The sequence below is a fragment of the Pseudomonas sp. Marseille-P9899 genome, from assembly GCF_903166565.1.
GTDB classification, from domain to species: Bacteria; Pseudomonadota; Gammaproteobacteria; order Pseudomonadales; family Pseudomonadaceae; genus Aquipseudomonas; species Aquipseudomonas huaxiensis.
This window is the reverse complement of the sequence record NZ_CAESCG010000001.1, coordinates 1270623-1285033: the sequence shown is the minus strand read 5'-3', so window position 1 is coordinate 1285033 and position 14411 is coordinate 1270623. Positions and strand designations below refer to the sequence as shown.

17 protein-coding genes are annotated in these 14411 nt (G+C 60.8%); 10 read left to right on the top strand and 7 right to left on the bottom strand.

What is annotated here, in order from left to right:
• Positions 1–74: 74 nt before the first annotated feature.
• The gene (locus tag HWV67_RS05755; protein ID WP_175650315.1) at positions 75–1013 is read right to left on the bottom strand and encodes a FecR domain-containing protein; all 939 of its coding nucleotides are present in this window, start codon (positions 1011–1013) and stop codon (positions 75–77) included.
• Positions 1014–1015: 2 nt separating this feature from the next.
• Positions 1016–1540 carry a sigma-70 family RNA polymerase sigma factor gene (locus HWV67_RS05750; RefSeq protein WP_175650314.1) on the bottom strand — a complete coding sequence of 175 codons (525 nt, stop codon included), beginning with the start codon at positions 1538–1540 and terminating at the stop codon, positions 1016–1018.
• A gap of 357 nt (positions 1541–1897) precedes the next feature.
• Here HWV67_RS05750 and HWV67_RS05745 point away from each other — a divergent pair, with 357 nt between their 5' ends.
• The 3 genes from HWV67_RS05745 to HWV67_RS05735 all read left to right on the top strand — a co-directional run bounded on the left by HWV67_RS05745 (position 1898) and on the right by HWV67_RS05735 (position 3637).
• Positions 1898–2767: a hypothetical protein gene (locus HWV67_RS05745; protein WP_175650313.1), complete on the top strand. Its 870-nt coding sequence runs from the start codon at positions 1898–1900 to the stop codon at positions 2765–2767.
• Positions 2768–2789: 22 nt separating this feature from the next.
• The gene (locus HWV67_RS05740) at positions 2790–3101 is read left to right on the top strand and encodes a hypothetical protein (protein WP_095153388.1); all 312 of its coding nucleotides are present in this window, start codon (positions 2790–2792) and stop codon (positions 3099–3101) included.
• 92 nt (positions 3102–3193) lie between these two features.
• On the top strand, positions 3194–3637 hold the full coding sequence (locus HWV67_RS05735) for a hypothetical protein (protein ID WP_175650312.1): 444 nt from the start codon (positions 3194–3196) through the stop codon (positions 3635–3637).
• A 114-nt stretch (positions 3638–3751) separates the two neighbouring features.
• On the opposite strand, the gene HWV67_RS05730 is transcribed toward HWV67_RS05735, so the two are convergent.
• Positions 3752–5122 carry a heavy metal sensor histidine kinase gene (locus HWV67_RS05730; protein ID WP_175650976.1) on the bottom strand — a complete coding sequence of 457 codons (1371 nt, stop codon included), beginning with the start codon at positions 5120–5122 and terminating at the stop codon, positions 3752–3754.
• Positions 5119–5790: a heavy metal response regulator transcription factor gene (locus HWV67_RS05725; protein WP_175650311.1), complete on the bottom strand. Its 672-nt coding sequence runs from the start codon at positions 5788–5790 to the stop codon at positions 5119–5121. Before HWV67_RS05725 ends, HWV67_RS05730 begins: the two co-directional genes overlap by 4 nt.
• Positions 5791–5936: 146 nt before the next feature.
• On the opposite strand from HWV67_RS05725, the gene HWV67_RS05720 reads away from it, so the two are divergent.
• Both HWV67_RS05720 and uraH read left to right on the top strand, forming a co-directional pair.
• Positions 5937–6440: a GlcG/HbpS family heme-binding protein gene (locus HWV67_RS05720; protein WP_175650310.1), complete on the top strand. Its 504-nt coding sequence runs from the start codon at positions 5937–5939 to the stop codon at positions 6438–6440.
• Between the two features lie 10 nt (positions 6441–6450).
• Positions 6451–6861: a hydroxyisourate hydrolase gene (gene uraH / locus HWV67_RS05715; protein ID WP_175650309.1), complete on the top strand. Its 411-nt coding sequence runs from the start codon at positions 6451–6453 to the stop codon at positions 6859–6861.
• Positions 6862–6886: 25 nt separating this feature from the next.
• Here uraH and HWV67_RS05710 read toward each other — a convergent pair whose 3' ends face one another.
• Positions 6887–7768, bottom strand: coding sequence for a LysR substrate-binding domain-containing protein (locus HWV67_RS05710; protein WP_175650308.1), 882 nt, complete (start codon positions 7766–7768; stop codon positions 6887–6889).
• Positions 7769–7879: 111 nt separating this feature from the next.
• Between HWV67_RS05710 and phnD the strand changes: the two genes are divergently transcribed.
• The 5 genes from phnD to phnX all read left to right on the top strand — a co-directional run bounded on the left by phnD (position 7880) and on the right by phnX (position 12392).
• Positions 7880–8749: a phosphonate ABC transporter substrate-binding protein gene (phnD, locus tag HWV67_RS05705; protein WP_175650307.1), complete on the top strand. Its 870-nt coding sequence runs from the start codon at positions 7880–7882 to the stop codon at positions 8747–8749.
• Positions 8746–9540, top strand: coding sequence for a phosphonate ABC transporter ATP-binding protein (gene phnC / locus HWV67_RS05700; protein WP_175650306.1), 795 nt, complete (start codon positions 8746–8748; stop codon positions 9538–9540). The genes phnD and phnC overlap by 4 nt, the downstream gene beginning before the upstream one ends.
• Before the next feature lie 2 nt (positions 9541–9542).
• The gene (gene phnE / locus HWV67_RS05695) at positions 9543–10361 is read left to right on the top strand and encodes a phosphonate ABC transporter, permease protein PhnE (RefSeq protein WP_175650305.1); all 819 of its coding nucleotides are present in this window, start codon (positions 9543–9545) and stop codon (positions 10359–10361) included.
• Positions 10362–10440: 79 nt separating this feature from the next.
• Positions 10441–11529 (top strand): iron-containing alcohol dehydrogenase PsrA, encoded by a 1089-nt coding sequence (gene psrA / locus HWV67_RS05690; RefSeq protein ID WP_175650304.1) that lies wholly within the window; start codon positions 10441–10443, stop codon positions 11527–11529.
• A gap of 35 nt (positions 11530–11564) precedes the next feature.
• A complete protein-coding gene (phnX, locus tag HWV67_RS05685; RefSeq protein ID WP_175650303.1) occupies positions 11565–12392 on the top strand; it encodes a phosphonoacetaldehyde hydrolase in 828 nt (275 codons plus the stop codon).
• 76 nt (positions 12393–12468) lie between these two features.
• On the opposite strand, the gene HWV67_RS05680 is transcribed toward phnX, so the two are convergent.
• Both HWV67_RS05680 and HWV67_RS05675 read right to left on the bottom strand, forming a co-directional pair.
• Entirely contained in the window at positions 12469–13083 is a 615-nt protein-coding gene (locus HWV67_RS05680) for a dTMP kinase (RefSeq protein ID WP_175650302.1), read from the bottom strand.
• An 88-nt stretch (positions 13084–13171) separates the two neighbouring features.
• Positions 13172–14374: an acyl-CoA dehydrogenase family protein gene (locus tag HWV67_RS05675; protein WP_175650301.1), complete on the bottom strand. Its 1203-nt coding sequence runs from the start codon at positions 14372–14374 to the stop codon at positions 13172–13174.
• Between the last annotated feature and the right edge of the window lie 37 nt (positions 14375–14411).

Sequence of the window (14411 nt, the reverse complement as noted above, 5' to 3'; positions counted from 1 at the left end):
GCGGTCCCGATAGGTAGTCGATGCCACCTATGTGACGCGAGGGGCTCCGTTATTAAGGGGACGATGAAAAAATTTCAGCGCCGGCTCACCTGGGTCCACCAGGCGAAACGCTGTTCGACGCGAACCGGCAAGGTTTCTTGCAGCGTACGCAGGACCTGCGTGCTGTCGTCCAGCGCAAATACTCCCGAGACCCGCAACGCGGCGGCGTCGGGGCTGATACGCAGCACGCCACGTCGATAGGGCCGCAGGGCATCGATCACTGCACCCAGGGGCTGATCGTGAACTTCCAGATAACCGTCTTCCCAACGGCCCTCGCCGGCACGGTTGGGATCGAGCGCATGGATCCCGCTGCCGGACAACACTGCGCCCTCACCGCTGGCCAACTCCAGGCGGGCGCCGTTGGGTGCTTGCACTTGCACCCGTGACTCCTGCACCCAGATGCTGGCAGACCGCTCATGCAGGGTGACGGTAAAGCGCGTGCCCAAGGCGCGCACCTCGCCAAAGGCAGTGACAACGATCAGCGGCCGTTGCGGGTCAGCGGCCACCTGAATGCTCAGCGCCCCTTCACGCAGGATGAGCGTGCGCGACCGGCCGGCGAAGGCAAGGTCTACGCGGCTCTGGGCGTTGAGCACCACGCGGCTGCCGTCCTCCAGGGTGAATGCCCTGCGCTCGGCGAAGCCGGTGTGCAGGTCGCTCCCCGCAAAGGGCAGCAGACCCAGGCGCTGTAACCACCAGCCACCGGCACCAATGCCGGCGACCGCCAGCGCTCCGCGCAACAACCGGCGACGGCTACCGGCCTCGGTGCTGAGCACCTGACGGGCCATCGGGGGCATATCGGCGAAGACCTGGCCAAGGCGTTGCTCGAGGCGCTGCCAGGCCTGCGGGTGCTCAGGACTGAGACTCAACCAGTGCTGAAAACGCTGGCGATCGGCGTCGCTCATGCTGCCTGAGCGGTGAAGCGCCAGCCATTCGATCGCTTCGGCCACCGCTGTTGGCAGTCGTGTCTGCGGCATGCTCACTCCAGCGCCAGGTAGCACAGGGCCAAGGCCTTGGCCACGTACTGATGCACGCGGGGCGCGGAAATACCCAGGCGTGAACCGATTTCGGCGTAAGTGAGGTTTTCCAGTTGGCTGTAAAGAAAGGCACTGCGTCCCAGCGGCGACAAGCCATCGAGCATGCGGTCGAGGTTGCTCAAGGTTTCCAGCGCCTGCACCTGCTCTTCCGCCGACGGTTCGTAACCCGGTACTTCTTGAGCCAGCGCTTCCAGGTAGGCACGCTCCAGATCGCGTCGCCGCCAGGTGGCGAACACCAGTCGCTTGGCGATGGTGGTGAGCAGGGCTCGCGGTTCGTGTATGCCCTGCGGGTCGGGCAGCTTCACCACCTGGGCGAAAGTCTCGGAAGCCATGTCGGCAGCGTCATGACTGCAGCCCAGGCGTGCGCGCAGGCGCTGCAACAGCCAGTCATGGTGATCGCCGAACATCTGCTGCAGGACGCGGTTACGTAGGGCGAGACGCTGATTATCGAGAGGGACGGAGGGCATGGAATAATTTGCTAATGGGAATTATTAGCAAATGATGCCTTTAGATTGGTATTACCGCAACTGAGCGGCTGGGTGCCAAGGGTCTTGGATAGCGCCCCCCTGCTGGTCATTGCGCAAATGCTGACACAAGCCACGGATGGTTAGTGCAGGAGATGGCGCTGCAAGCGGCGGCCGGCTTCTTTAGCGTTCATGGCGAACCACGAACTAGCCTTGGAGATCCATTCCGGTGATTCAAGCATGATGGTAGATTGCCATCCTCGCCGTTGTGGTCAATGACCAAAGGAGTGCACCTTGAGGAAGGATTCACTAGTCGCCTGCCTGGCTCTCTCACTTGCGGGGTGTGGAGATGGCGGCGAGGTGTACAAGAAGCAGGCCGAAAGCCTTCGCTCGGACGTCAAATCCCTGCAGGCGCAAATTGCCGCTGCCAAAGACAGGATTGCGCAGCTTGAGCAGGAAAATACGACGCTCAAAGAGACTCCACCCGTATTACTGGCTCAGGTAAGAAAGGCGTCCGACAGTGGAGACGAAGCGGCCACTAGAGCAGCCTTGGCATCGCTGGCATCCCGCTACCCTGACTCCGCTGAAGCAGCAACCGGAAACAGCTTTCTGCAGAAAATGATCAAAGATCGTGAGGCCAAGGAACAAGAGACTCGCCGGCTGGCGGCGCTTGGGATGAAAGCGATTCCGGTCAAAGGCTCATTCTCAGCGGACGATAGCTCTTTATCACTCCAATCAGCCCAGATAACCGGCCAATGGAGCTTCAACGATTACGGGGATGAGTATGAGTACCGATCTGCCGAGCGTGGTTCAAAGTACATCACGGCGAAAGTCACATACTCATCCAAGAGCAAAGACCCTCGGCTGGCGCCTCTCGTTGTCTACGCATCAAACGGCGGCGAGCTCAAACGACTGGGCGTCATGGGTTTCGAATTCGTCAGCTGGAGTAGCTATGCGACGTTCCTTGGTAATTACCACGACAACGCGAACGATTTTGCTCACAAGGCAAGTATCAGGTTCTCCATGGGCCTCCAAGTCCCCAATGAGGCCATAACCAAGCCGCTGTACATCGTTGCCTCTTCGTCAGGTTGCGCGGAGCGGAGCTCGGATCGATTTGGTAATCCCCCCGTGAGCTACTCCACCTACAGCTGCGACCAAGCTGCCCCCGATATACTGCGAGCCAGCGACTTTAAAGAAGGCCGGTTCGGAATCGTCAAGCGGATAGACTGAACCCGAGACAGGACTCTCACTCATGAAGAAGGCTCTAATCGCAGCAGGCATCGCCCTGCTCTGTTTGATCGTATACACCCAGATTACGATATTCGCCGTACCGCCAATCGGAGCGGTACCCGAGGGCAGGACAGTCATCATGCTCCGCCTCAACAAGACAAACTTTATTGATAGCGCTGATGCCATGTGCGTTCGAATCCAAGGCTATGTCAGCCTGCTTTGCAGAGGGATGACCATGGCGGCAGTAGTGAACGCTACTACCATCATTGCGCGCTTGCCTTATTCGGAAACCCTATACAAGATCAGCACTGGTGGTGAGACCTACGATCGATAATTCAGGGAGACCAGGTGTTCAGGCAACACCAGCCGCGATTCCGGCGCAGCTGAAGCGAGCGCCATGGGGGCGACACACGATCGAGAGAATCTATGGACGACAGAATCAAGAAAATCGACTCACCTGAGAAATGCGAGATTTTTGCAAAGAACGCGGTTCAAAAGGGACGCCAGGATTTGGCTAATGAGGCGCTCCTTCGTGCAACTGAGCTACGAGCAGAATCATATGGGGCTTCTACTCCAGCGGAGAAGGAGGCGCTGCAAGCGATCTACGCATATGAGGAAACTCTACGTGTCAAGAATGGGAAGAAAACTCGCGCTTCTCGCACATGGCAAATGATTGAGAGACACGGGATTATAGAGTCTGTAAATCGGGCTGTGTGTCGTCCAACAGAAACCCCGGGGTACAGAGCGCTGCTAAATATGGGCCTCGGAGAGTTCGCGTTTGAAGCGGTCATTCTCAGATACCCGGAGGTATTTTCTACAGAGGCGGTTGAGGTTTCCAAAGAGCGAATTTCAAGTTGGGAAGGCATATAACAATCGACTCAAATCGTTTGCTGCGCTGGCAAATCGGTTTCTGACGTCCACTCTCTCAACGGGCCATGCCGTTACCCATACTCGCTCCTTCCATTTCCATTTAAGCCACACAACTCAAGCCTTCCGCACAGCAAATTCCAAACAAAAGCTCGTCCCTGACTGACCGCTATCCACAGTCACCCTGCCCCCATGCAACTGCATGATCGAACGCACGATTGCCAACCCCAAACCGCCAGAATCATCCGGCTGATTGCGTGAAGGATCACACCGATAAAAGCGCTCAAACAGTCGAGGCAGATGCTCTGCTGAAATCGGCTGACCCAGGTTGTGCACAGTAACTACAACCCTGCCCTCCCACACTACGCTGCTGATAGTCACTGCCTCAGCGGGAGCCCCATAACGCAGTGCATTGGCGAGCAAATTAGCCAATGCTCGACGTATCAACGCAGGATCAGCCCGTAACTGACCATGAGCATGATTGATCAGCGTGACATCACGTTCTTGCGCCACGCCTTCGAAGTACTCACACAGTTGCTCGGCTAGATCGTGTAGGTCGATAAGTTCTTCATTTACCGATGCCTGGGGCTGCTCGGTGCGCGCGAGAAACAACATGCTGTCGATCATCCGCGCCAGACGCTCATATTCTTCCTGATTGGAAACCAGCAGGTTCTGGTAGTCCTCGATGGAGCGGCAGTGCCTCAAGGTTTGTTGGGTATGCCCCATCAAGTTGCTGAGTGGCGTACGCATCTCATGGGCGAGGTCTTCGGAGAATCGCGAGAGCTGGGCGAACCCTTCTTCAAGGCGTGCAAGCATTTGATTGAGTGAGCGACTGAGCGCCTGTAGTTCACTCAGTTCGTTGAACTCGTCCAGCCGCAGATGCAGATGCTGAACATCAATGCCGGCCGCATGCTGCGCCAGCACGCGAACAGGTTGTAAGCCTCGTCGGCTGACCCACCCGCCGAGCACAAACGCCAAAAGTGCGCCGACTGACATGGCGAGCCAGAGTTTGAGTCGATAAGCCGCCAGCATCTGCTCACGCTCACCTAATAACTTGCCCGCAATCAGGGTCAAACCGCGTTGCCCCTTCATGACATTCTTCCAGGCAAGCCGCACGCCCTGCGCCGCATCGCCGTCACCAAGCCGGGCCTGGGTTGCGGCAGGTAACGTGGGCAAGCTCATGTTTACCGGGTTTATCTGGATCAGCACCTGGCCAGTGTCATCGACAATCCACAGCAGGTTGTCGCGATTGCCCAGCATATTCTCGTAGAGCTTGGGCCGATCTCTTAGTTGCTCGACGCTGACACTGTCGTTGATCAACGCCTGCATGCGCTCCAGGCGCCCGAGCAGGGCCTGGTCGTCGCGCCACGCGATTTCTCGCTGTAACGACTGATAAAGATAAAAGCCAATGGCGCCCAGCAGCAGCGCACTGACCAACGCGAACATGGCCGCCAGACGCAAACTCAGGGAGCGCGGAAAGAGTTTCAGGATTGCACCTCAAGCATGTAGCCGATGCCGCGCACGGTGTGGATCAACTTGAGCGGGTAAGGATCGTCAATCTTGGCCCGAAGTCGACGGATGGCGACATCGACCACATTGGTATCGCTATCAAAGTTCATCTGCCAGATCTGCGAAGCAATCAACGAGCGCGATAGCACCTCCCCCTCACGACTGACGAGCAGGTGCAACAGAGCAAACTCCTTGTTGGTCAAGGTCAGGCGCTCCCCGCTGCGCGTAACCTTGCGCCGCAACAGATCCAGGCTCAGGTCTGCAACCAGGAATTGCTCGACCTCGCGGGGCGGCCCCCGGCGCAGCAGGGTGCGGACCCGTGCCAACAATTCGGCATAGGAAAATGGTTTGACCAGGTAATCATCGGCCCCTGACTCAAGCCCTTTGACCCGATCCTCCACAGAATCTCTGGCGGTAAGGAAAAGCACCGGGGTTTGCCACTTGCGCCGAATGATCTGAAGCAATTGCCATCCGTCCAGGCCCGGCAGCATGACGTCCAGAATGATCAAGTCGAACTCGCTTTCCTGCGCCAGGTACTGGCCCTCCACGCCATCCAGGGCGACTTCGACCATATAACCCGATTCAGTCAGGGCTTTATGCAGGTAATCAGCTGTTTTCGCTTCATCTTCAACAATCAGGATACGCATCTTTTTCTCCGGGGCCGGACCATAGGCTAACGCGCCCGCCCGTGTTGGCACATTACATCTTCGTAATCATCAGGCAATCATTCTGAGCGAGCGCACTGGTCATCATCTCGTTCGATGAATCAGCCAGACAAAACAAAGGAAAAAGTATGCGTATAAGCCTATCGAGCTCATTGCTGATATCACTCGCAATGAGCTCTGCACTCGCCGTTGCAGCCCCGAATCAAGTTGTGCAGCGCAGCGACGTGTCACTGGCAATGGCCAATGATTTGCTGGATGCCGCACTGTCCGCATGCCATGCCGATGGCCGCACGGGTGTTGCTGCAATCGTCGACCGCGGTGGAAATCTGGTAGCCCTGCAGCGCGACGATAACGTTGGCCCGCACAACACATTAGCCGCCCAACGCAAGGCCTATACCGCCCTGTCGACCAAGACGCCAACACGGCTATTGGCAGAGCGTGCTCGCAGTACGCCCGACGCTGAAAACCTCAACACCCTGGATGAGCTATTGCTGCTGGGCGGCGGCGTGCCGTTGGTGTTTGAAGGGCAAGTCATTGGCGCTATCGGAGTGGCCGGTGCTGGTGGAGCAGCATTCGATGAGGGTTGCGCATTAACCGCTATCAACAAAGTTTTACCTGCCGTTAAAAACTAAGGACTTCATCATGACTTTATTGAAAACTTTCTTCGCGGGCCTTGTATTGAGTGTCGTATCGACACTGGCATTAGCGGCAGGAAACCCGCTCAGCGTGCATGTACTCAACTTGCAGGATGGTTTGCCGTCTCCGGGCGTAAATGTCACGTTGGAAAAACAGGACGGCAAGAACTGGAATAGGCTCAACAGCGCAGCGACCAACGAGCAAGGTCGTATTCCCGGGCTCTATCCCGAGGGTAAGGCCCTGGAGAAAGGCACCTACCGTGTCACCTTCAAAACCGGTGAATGGTTCAAGGCTCACAACGTCGCAAGTTTCTTTCCAGAGGTACCGGTCATTTTCGAGGTAGACGGTACCCTTGCGCACTATCACATCCCCTTACTGCTCAGCCCGTACGGTTTCTCTACCTACCGAGGGAATTGAGCGTCCACCCTGCGGAGAGGCTGCGCTAGCCCGCGCCTCTCCTGCCCCCCGCAGCCTTCAAGCACTGCTGAAACGAAGCAATGACCTGGCTACTGCGCCGCTCCGCCAGGTAATACAGAAACGTCTCGGTATACACCGGATCGCCGACAATCCTGATCGCTTTCAACTGCGGGTCGGCGATGTACTCCGCCTCCGACACGGCCCCAACCCCGATCCCGCGAATAACCGCTTCGCGCAGCGCCTCACGGCTGCCAATTTCCATGGCGATTCGCGGGGTCACCTCCGCGGCATCCAGTGCTCGCTCCAATGCAAGCCGCGTCGTGGAGCCCTGTTCGCGCCGCAATAGCGGCTGTCCCTGCAGGGCCTGCAAGGGCACTTCGTCATGCCGCGCCAGAGGGTGATCGACATGGGCGAACAGAATCACCGAATGCCGCGCATAGCGCTCGACGACAAAGGCTGGATCATCCTGCAGCCCCGCCAGCACGCCGATATCGGTCACGTAGTTTTCCAGGTCTGCCAGCACCGACGCCGAGTTGCCGACCCGGATCGATACGTCGATCTGCGGGTACTCCTGCCGGTAACGGTCAACCATTTCGATCACATGAAACGGCCCCACCGCGCCGATTTTCAACTGACCCCGATTGAGCTTGCCGGAGTCACGCAGCAGGTTGAACGCCTCGGATTCGAGCATCGACATCTGCTGGGCGATGGGCAGCAAGGCACGGCCCACCGCCGTCACTTCGATACGCCGGCCGCGGCGATGAAAGAGTTCGACGTTGAATTCCCGCTCCAGGCCCTGGATCTGATTAGTAGCGGTCGGCTGGCTCAAGCCGAGGGCTCTGGCCCCGGCACTGAAGCTGGCATGGCGGGCAACGGCGAGAAAGGTGCGCAGGCGGGCGGTGGACATCCATAGATCCTTTGAATGGTTTGGCGTTAAAACCCATATTGAATTGATGGGGTGACTGTCACATGACAGCCCTACTTTGGCGTTACCGACAACAACCACTCCGGTACTGCCATGACCACCCTCACCCGCCTGTTCCGCTCTGCCCGCCTCGCCCTGCTGCCGCTGCTGCTCGCGCCCGCCGTGCAGGCCCAGCAAACCCTCACAATCGGCCTGATCCCGTCCGAGGACTCGCAGGCCATGATCAAGAGCAGCCAGTTGGTCATCGACCAGCTTCAGGAGCGCCTGGGCATTCCGGTCAAGCCGTTCGTGGCCACCGACTACAACGGCGTGATCGAAGCACTGCGCGCCGGCAAGCTGGATGTTGCCTATCTCGGGCCCTTCTCTTATGTCCTGGCCAACAAGGTGGCCGGCGCCGAGGCGTTCGCCGTGGCGGTGACCAAGAAGACCGGCACCAGCGCCTACCACAGCCTGATCGTCGCCCGGCAGGACAGCGGCATTCGCAGCCTCGACGACCTCAAGGGCCGCACCTTCGCCTTCGTCGATCCAAGCTCGGCCTCCGGCCACCTGTTCCCCAAAGCGGGCCTGGAACAATCCGGCCACGACCCGAAAGCGCTGTTTTCCCGGGTGATCTTCTCCGGCTCCCATGACGCCAGCATCCTCGCCGTGGAAAACCGAAAGGTGGATGCCGCTGCCGTCGCCGACCGCATCCTCGCCGGCGCAGTGAACAGTGGTCAGGTGAAAAAGGAAGACTTCCAGGTGGTCTGGACCTCCCAGGACATCCCCGAGTCGCCGATGGTCTGGCGCAAGAACCTCGACCCCGAGTTGCAAGGCAAGCTGCGCACCGCCTTTGCCGCCATCAAGGATGTGCCATGGGGCGACCAGGGCATGCTCAACGGCTTCCAGCCCACCTCCGACGCCGCCTATGACGTGGTGCGCGATACCGCCAAGGTGCTCGACCTCGACCTGAAGGGCCTGAAATGATTCGCGTCGAACAACTGACCAAGGATTACGCCGACAACCCGGTGCTGCGGGGCATCGACCTGGAGGTTCGGGCCGGCGAGTTCGTGGTGATCCTCGGTCAGTCCGGCGCCGGCAAGTCGACCTTGCTGCGCTGCATGAACCGTCTGGCCAAGGCCGACAGCGGCCAGTTGGAAGTGGCCGGCGTCAACGCCATGCGTGGCCGCGACCAGCGTGAGCTGCGTCGGCGGGTGGCGATGATCTTTCAGCATCACAACGTGGTGCCGCGCCTCTCGGTGTTGAAAAACGTACTCACCGGCCGCCTCGGCTACACCGGCACCCTCACCTCACTGCTGCAACTGTTTCGCCGCGAGGATGTAGAACTGGCTCGGGACTGCCTGCGCCGGGTTGAACTGGAGCACAAGGCCGGCGCCCGCACCGACTCGCTGTCCGGCGGGCAGATGCAGCGGGTCGGCATTGCCCGGGCGCTGGCCCAGCGGCCCAAGGTGATACTCGCCGATGAGCCGGTGGCCAGCCTCGACCCGAAAACCGCTCACCTGGTGATGCATTACCTGCGCGATGCGACCCGCAGCCTCGGCATCACCGTGGTGTGCAACCTGCATCAGGTGGACCTGGCCCGTGAGTTCGGCGACCGCATCGTCGGCCTGGCCAGCGGCCGGATGGTGTTCGACGGACGCCCCGACGAACTGGACGATGCTGCCCTCCAGCGCATCTACCACAGCCCCACGACCAGCGAGCCGCACGCGCCGCTGGCCACCGCCCGCACCGCGCTTTCCAGCGGCACAGGAGCCTGAGCATGAACCCGCAAAGTCATCAATGGCTGGTCAACACCCCCACCAGCACCCGTGGCTGGCTGAGCAGCGGCGCCCTGCTGCTGGCGGCACTCTGCGTGCTGCACTGGAGCGCCGAGGGCGCGCAACTGAGCTGGAGCGAACTGGCCAACGGCCTGCCACAGATCGGTGATTTCATCGGCCGTTCGATTCCGCCTGACATGAGCATCCTGCCCAGCCTCTGGCGGCCGGCGATGGAAACCCTGCAGATCGCCTTGTGGGGCACCCTGCTGGGCATCATCGGTGCCGTGCCGCTGGGCTTTCTTGCCGCGCGTAACCTGCACAGCAACCGCTGGCTGTACCAAGGCACCCGGCAACTGCTCAACGTGATCCGCAGCATCAACGAACTGATCCTGGCGTTGGTGTTCGTTTCGGCGGTCGGCCTGGGCCCCTTCCCTGGCGTGCTGGCCCTGGCGCTGCATGGCGTGGGCATGCTCGGCAAATTCTTCGCCGAGAGCATCGAGGAAATCGACCAGGGCCCGATCGAAGCCTTGCAGGCCACCGGAGCGCGGCCGTTGCAGGTGATCGCCTTCGGCGTGTTGCCGCAAGTGATCACCGCCTGGATCGCCGTGGTGCTTTATCGCTTCGAGGTCAACCTGCGTGCCGCCACGGTGCTGGGCATGGTCGGTGCCGGTGGCCTGGGCTTCGAACTGGTGAGCAGCCTCAAGCTGTTCAAGTACCAGGAAACCGCCACCTGCATCCTCGTTATCACGCTGATGGTGGTGCTCGCTGACCTAGTCTCGACCCGCCTGCGCAAAGCCATTCAGGGCAACGGCCGCCACTGATTCCACCCTGTTCATCTTTCCCTGCCACGTGCGTCCCTTCGGGCGCGCGACGGGCAGACTCATGCCTGGAGCCACTGCAATGCCCGCCTGTTACTACAACCCGGTCACCACCGTCTTCGGCGCTGGCAGCCTTGAGCGGATCGCCGATCTGTGCCAGGGCAAGGTCGCCCTGGTGACCTTCCCTGAAGCCGCGCAACTGGGGCTAGTGGAGCGGGTCCGCGATCTGCTCGGCGAGCGCCTGGCCTGCGTGATCGACAACGTACAACCCAACCCCGACGTAGCCTGGCTGCGCGACATGCACCAAGGCTTCTGGGCCGAACACGCCGACTGCGACACGGTGCTGGCCCTGGGTGGCGGCAGCGCCATCGATACCGCCAAAGCACTGATCGTCGGCACCGCTTCCGGCCGTTTCGACGAACTGCTGGACCTGCTGGCCAGCGGCAAACCGTTTGTCACGGCCCGGCACAAGACGCTGATCGCCGCCCCGACCACGGCCGGTACCGGCAGTGAAGTCACGCCCTGGGCAACCCTGTGGGATACCGCTCAGCAGAAGAAATACTCCCTGCACCTGGAGTGCACCTGGCCCAAGGCCGCGATCATCGACCCCGACTTGATGCTCACCGTGCCTGCCGGCGTGACGGTCTCCACCGGACTGGATGCGTTGTCCCACGCGCTGGAATCGATCTGGAACGTCAACGCCAACCCGCTCTCGGACAGCTTCGCGGTGTCGGCCATCGAAGACATCCCCGACTGCCTGCCGCGCCTGCACCACGACCTCGGCAACCGCGAACTGCGCGCCCGCATGGCCCTGGCCGCGCTCAAGGCCGGGATGGCCTTCTCCAATACCAAGACCGCCCTGGCCCACTCCATTTCCTATGAAATGACCCTGCGCCACGGCCTGCCCCACGGCATCGCCTGCTCCTTCACCCTGCCGCGCGTGCTGGGCCTGGCCTGGGGCCGCGACGCCGGGCGCGACCGGACCCTGCAAAAAGTCTTCGGCTGCGACCTGCCCGACGCCCAGCGCCGCTTGCGCGACTTCCTCCAGCGCCTCGGCGTCAAGACCGAATTCGAAGACTACGGCGTATCTGCCACCGAAGCCGACGCGATCATCGATTTCGCCATGCAGGGGGCTCGCGGCCGCAATTTCATTGGTTCACCCAACTCCTGACACGCCATTCCTCTTTCACTCTCTGGAACAACGCCATGAACTACCAACCGCCAAAGCAACTGCAAGCCGCCATTCTCGATTGGGCAGGCACCGTCGTGGATTTCGGCTCCTTCGCGCCGACCCAGATCTTCGTCGAGGCCTTCGCCGAGTTCGGCATCCAGGTCAGCCTGGAAGAAGCCCGCGGCCCGATGGGCATGGGCAAGTGGGACCATATCCGCACCTTGTGCGATAACCCGGCCATCGCCGAACGCTACGAAGCCGCTTTCGGCCACCGGCCGACCGACGAAGACGTGACCGCCATCTACGAGCGCTTCATGCCGCTCCAGATCGAGAAAATCGCCGATCACTCGGCACTGATTCCCGGCGCGCTGGAAGCCATCGACCAACTGCGCCGGCAAGGGCTGAAAATCGGCTCCTGCTCGGGTTACCCGGCGGTGGTGATGGAAAAAGTGGTGGCCCTGGCGCTGGGCAACGGCTATGTCGCCGACCACGTGGTGGCCACCGATGAAGTCCCCAACGGTCGCCCCTGGCCCGCGCAGGCCCTGGCCAACGTCATCGCCCTGGGCATCAGCGACGTGGCGGCCTGCGTCAAGGTGGACGACACCTGCCCGGGGATCCTCGAAGGTCGCAGCGCCGGGATGTGGACCGTGGCCCTGAGCTGTTCGGGCAACGCCCTTGGCCTGACGTACGAGCAGTACAAGGCGCTGCCCGAGGCGCAACTGGAACAGGAGCGCCTGAGGATCGGTCAATTATTCGAGGGCTCGCGCCCCCATTACCTGATCGACACTATCGCTGAATTGCCGGCGGTGATCGCCGAGATCAATGCACGCCTGGCTCGCGGGGAGATGCCACAAGGCTGCTGATCCGTGTGAGGCCGACCTTCATTGTGAGGCAGATGTCTTCACGGGGTGTCAGGGTATTGGCAGCAGATTTATCCATCTATCGCCGCAGCACGCCCTGTATCTCGGAAACCACCTGCCTCGTTGCGTCCTCAATGCTTCCCTCATTACGGCATAACACCCAACCGTTATCCGCCACTGCGCGCTCGAATGCCTCGGTACAAGCAACATGCTCTTCCAACCTGTGAATCAGCGTACTGCCCAGCCCACGCGATCGAGCCGCCGCTCTCTGCCATGAAATATCAGGGTCGGTAACAACCCCGACATGCAGATCCGGCACTTGCACGTGTCGAGCAATGTTCAACTGGAGGATTTCGGCAAACGGGACCAGCCGGCGAAACGCGGCGTCAGACGGGTACCAGCGGTCCATCAGGATGATGCTGTCCGCTGGCTGTTCAGGCAGAACGTGTTGGGAAATCCAGGCGCGGCTATCCGCCAGGCGCTGACAAACCCTCAATTCCAAATCACGGTCGGGATTTCTGACGAGCTGGTTGACGAGGGCCATCGTCTCACCCCGGTAAGGGTCGCTTTTCTTCTCGCAAAGCCGGACCACTTTCCTGTTGTCGGCCCTCAGTGCTTTGGTGACGGCCTCCAACAGGGTGGTTTTTCCGGTGCCCTTGGGGCCATCGAGCGTGACAAACAGCGGACGATTCATTCTTCAGACAACGATTGGTAAGGGTTGCACTTCCTACCAGTAAAACGGGCGGTCCGCCAGCGGTAATAGCTCAGCGCTGGCGGGACGGTCAGAACAGTCCGGACATTGGCGGTGGCGTTCCGCTCAGTTGCCAGGCGCCCACTGCGGCCGCTTTCCATTGCCGTGGGTTGTGGTTGGCAACGGTACGGGCGTTGCGCCAATGCCGATCCAGGTTGTGCGTCCGTCCTGTAGTGGAGGCACCGCCCACATCAAAGATCAACTCCGCGGCTTTCAATGCCGACTCGGCAGCAATGTACTGCGCCTGGGCAACATCCACGGCGGCCTGATCCACCACCCGCGTGTCAAGCCTGCTGGCCCACGCCCGGTCGATCGTTTCAGCCGCCCGCAGGACCACCGCCTCGGCGGTAAATGCGCGGGCCGAGACTTCCCCGACACTGAATTGCACATACGGATCGTCCACCGAACGGCTGGCCGAGCTGTGTTTGATCGGCCGCGCGTGCTGGTTGGTGAAGTTCACCGCGTCATTCAGCGCGTTGCGCGCAATACCCGCCTGAACGGCGGCCAGGAACAATTGCAGGAACGGCGTGACGATCGTGCGCTTGCCTTCTTCGACAATCCGCGTGCAGATCTCGTCGCGATGGACCACCACTTCGTGCAGGTGCGTGGTGCCGCTTGCCGTCAGGCGCTGCCCCATCGCATCAAAGTCGTCGAGCAGTTCCAGGCCCTGGCGATCGCTGGGAATGATGAAGGTCACCGGCTGTTCATTGTCATCCAGTGCCATCGCACTGATCCAGTCGGCGTACAGCGCGCCGGTGCTGTAGAACTTGCTGCCGGTGGCTCGGTAGTGATCGCCTTCAGCAACGATCCTGGCGCTGATCGTGCCGCTGGCGCCGCCCACTTCCCAGCCAGCATTACCGATCACGGCGCCTTGCAGATAGCGGGCGAACCAGCGCTCGCGCTCGGCCTCGGCGCCGTCGGCGGTCGAGGCCAACAGGCCTTCGAGGAAGCCGAAGCCGGGCCGCAGCGCCTGCGCCACGTTGGAGTCGACCGAGGCGATGCGGATCAGCAAGGCAATCACGTCTTTCACCGATGCGCCGGCACCACCGTGGCTGACCGGAATACGTGCGGTGAACAGGCCGGCCTTGGCGAGCTGGGCGACGGCCTCGTAAGGCAGTTGCCGGTCGCGTTCGCGCTGCGAAGCACGGGCGCCGATGGCGGGAAGCAGTTGATCGATACGGGCGTTGAGCTGCTCCAGGGTGACGGTCGGGGGTACGGCGGACACGCTGTTCATGACAGTTCCTTGTTCAAGGTCTCGCGTAAAGAGTGGG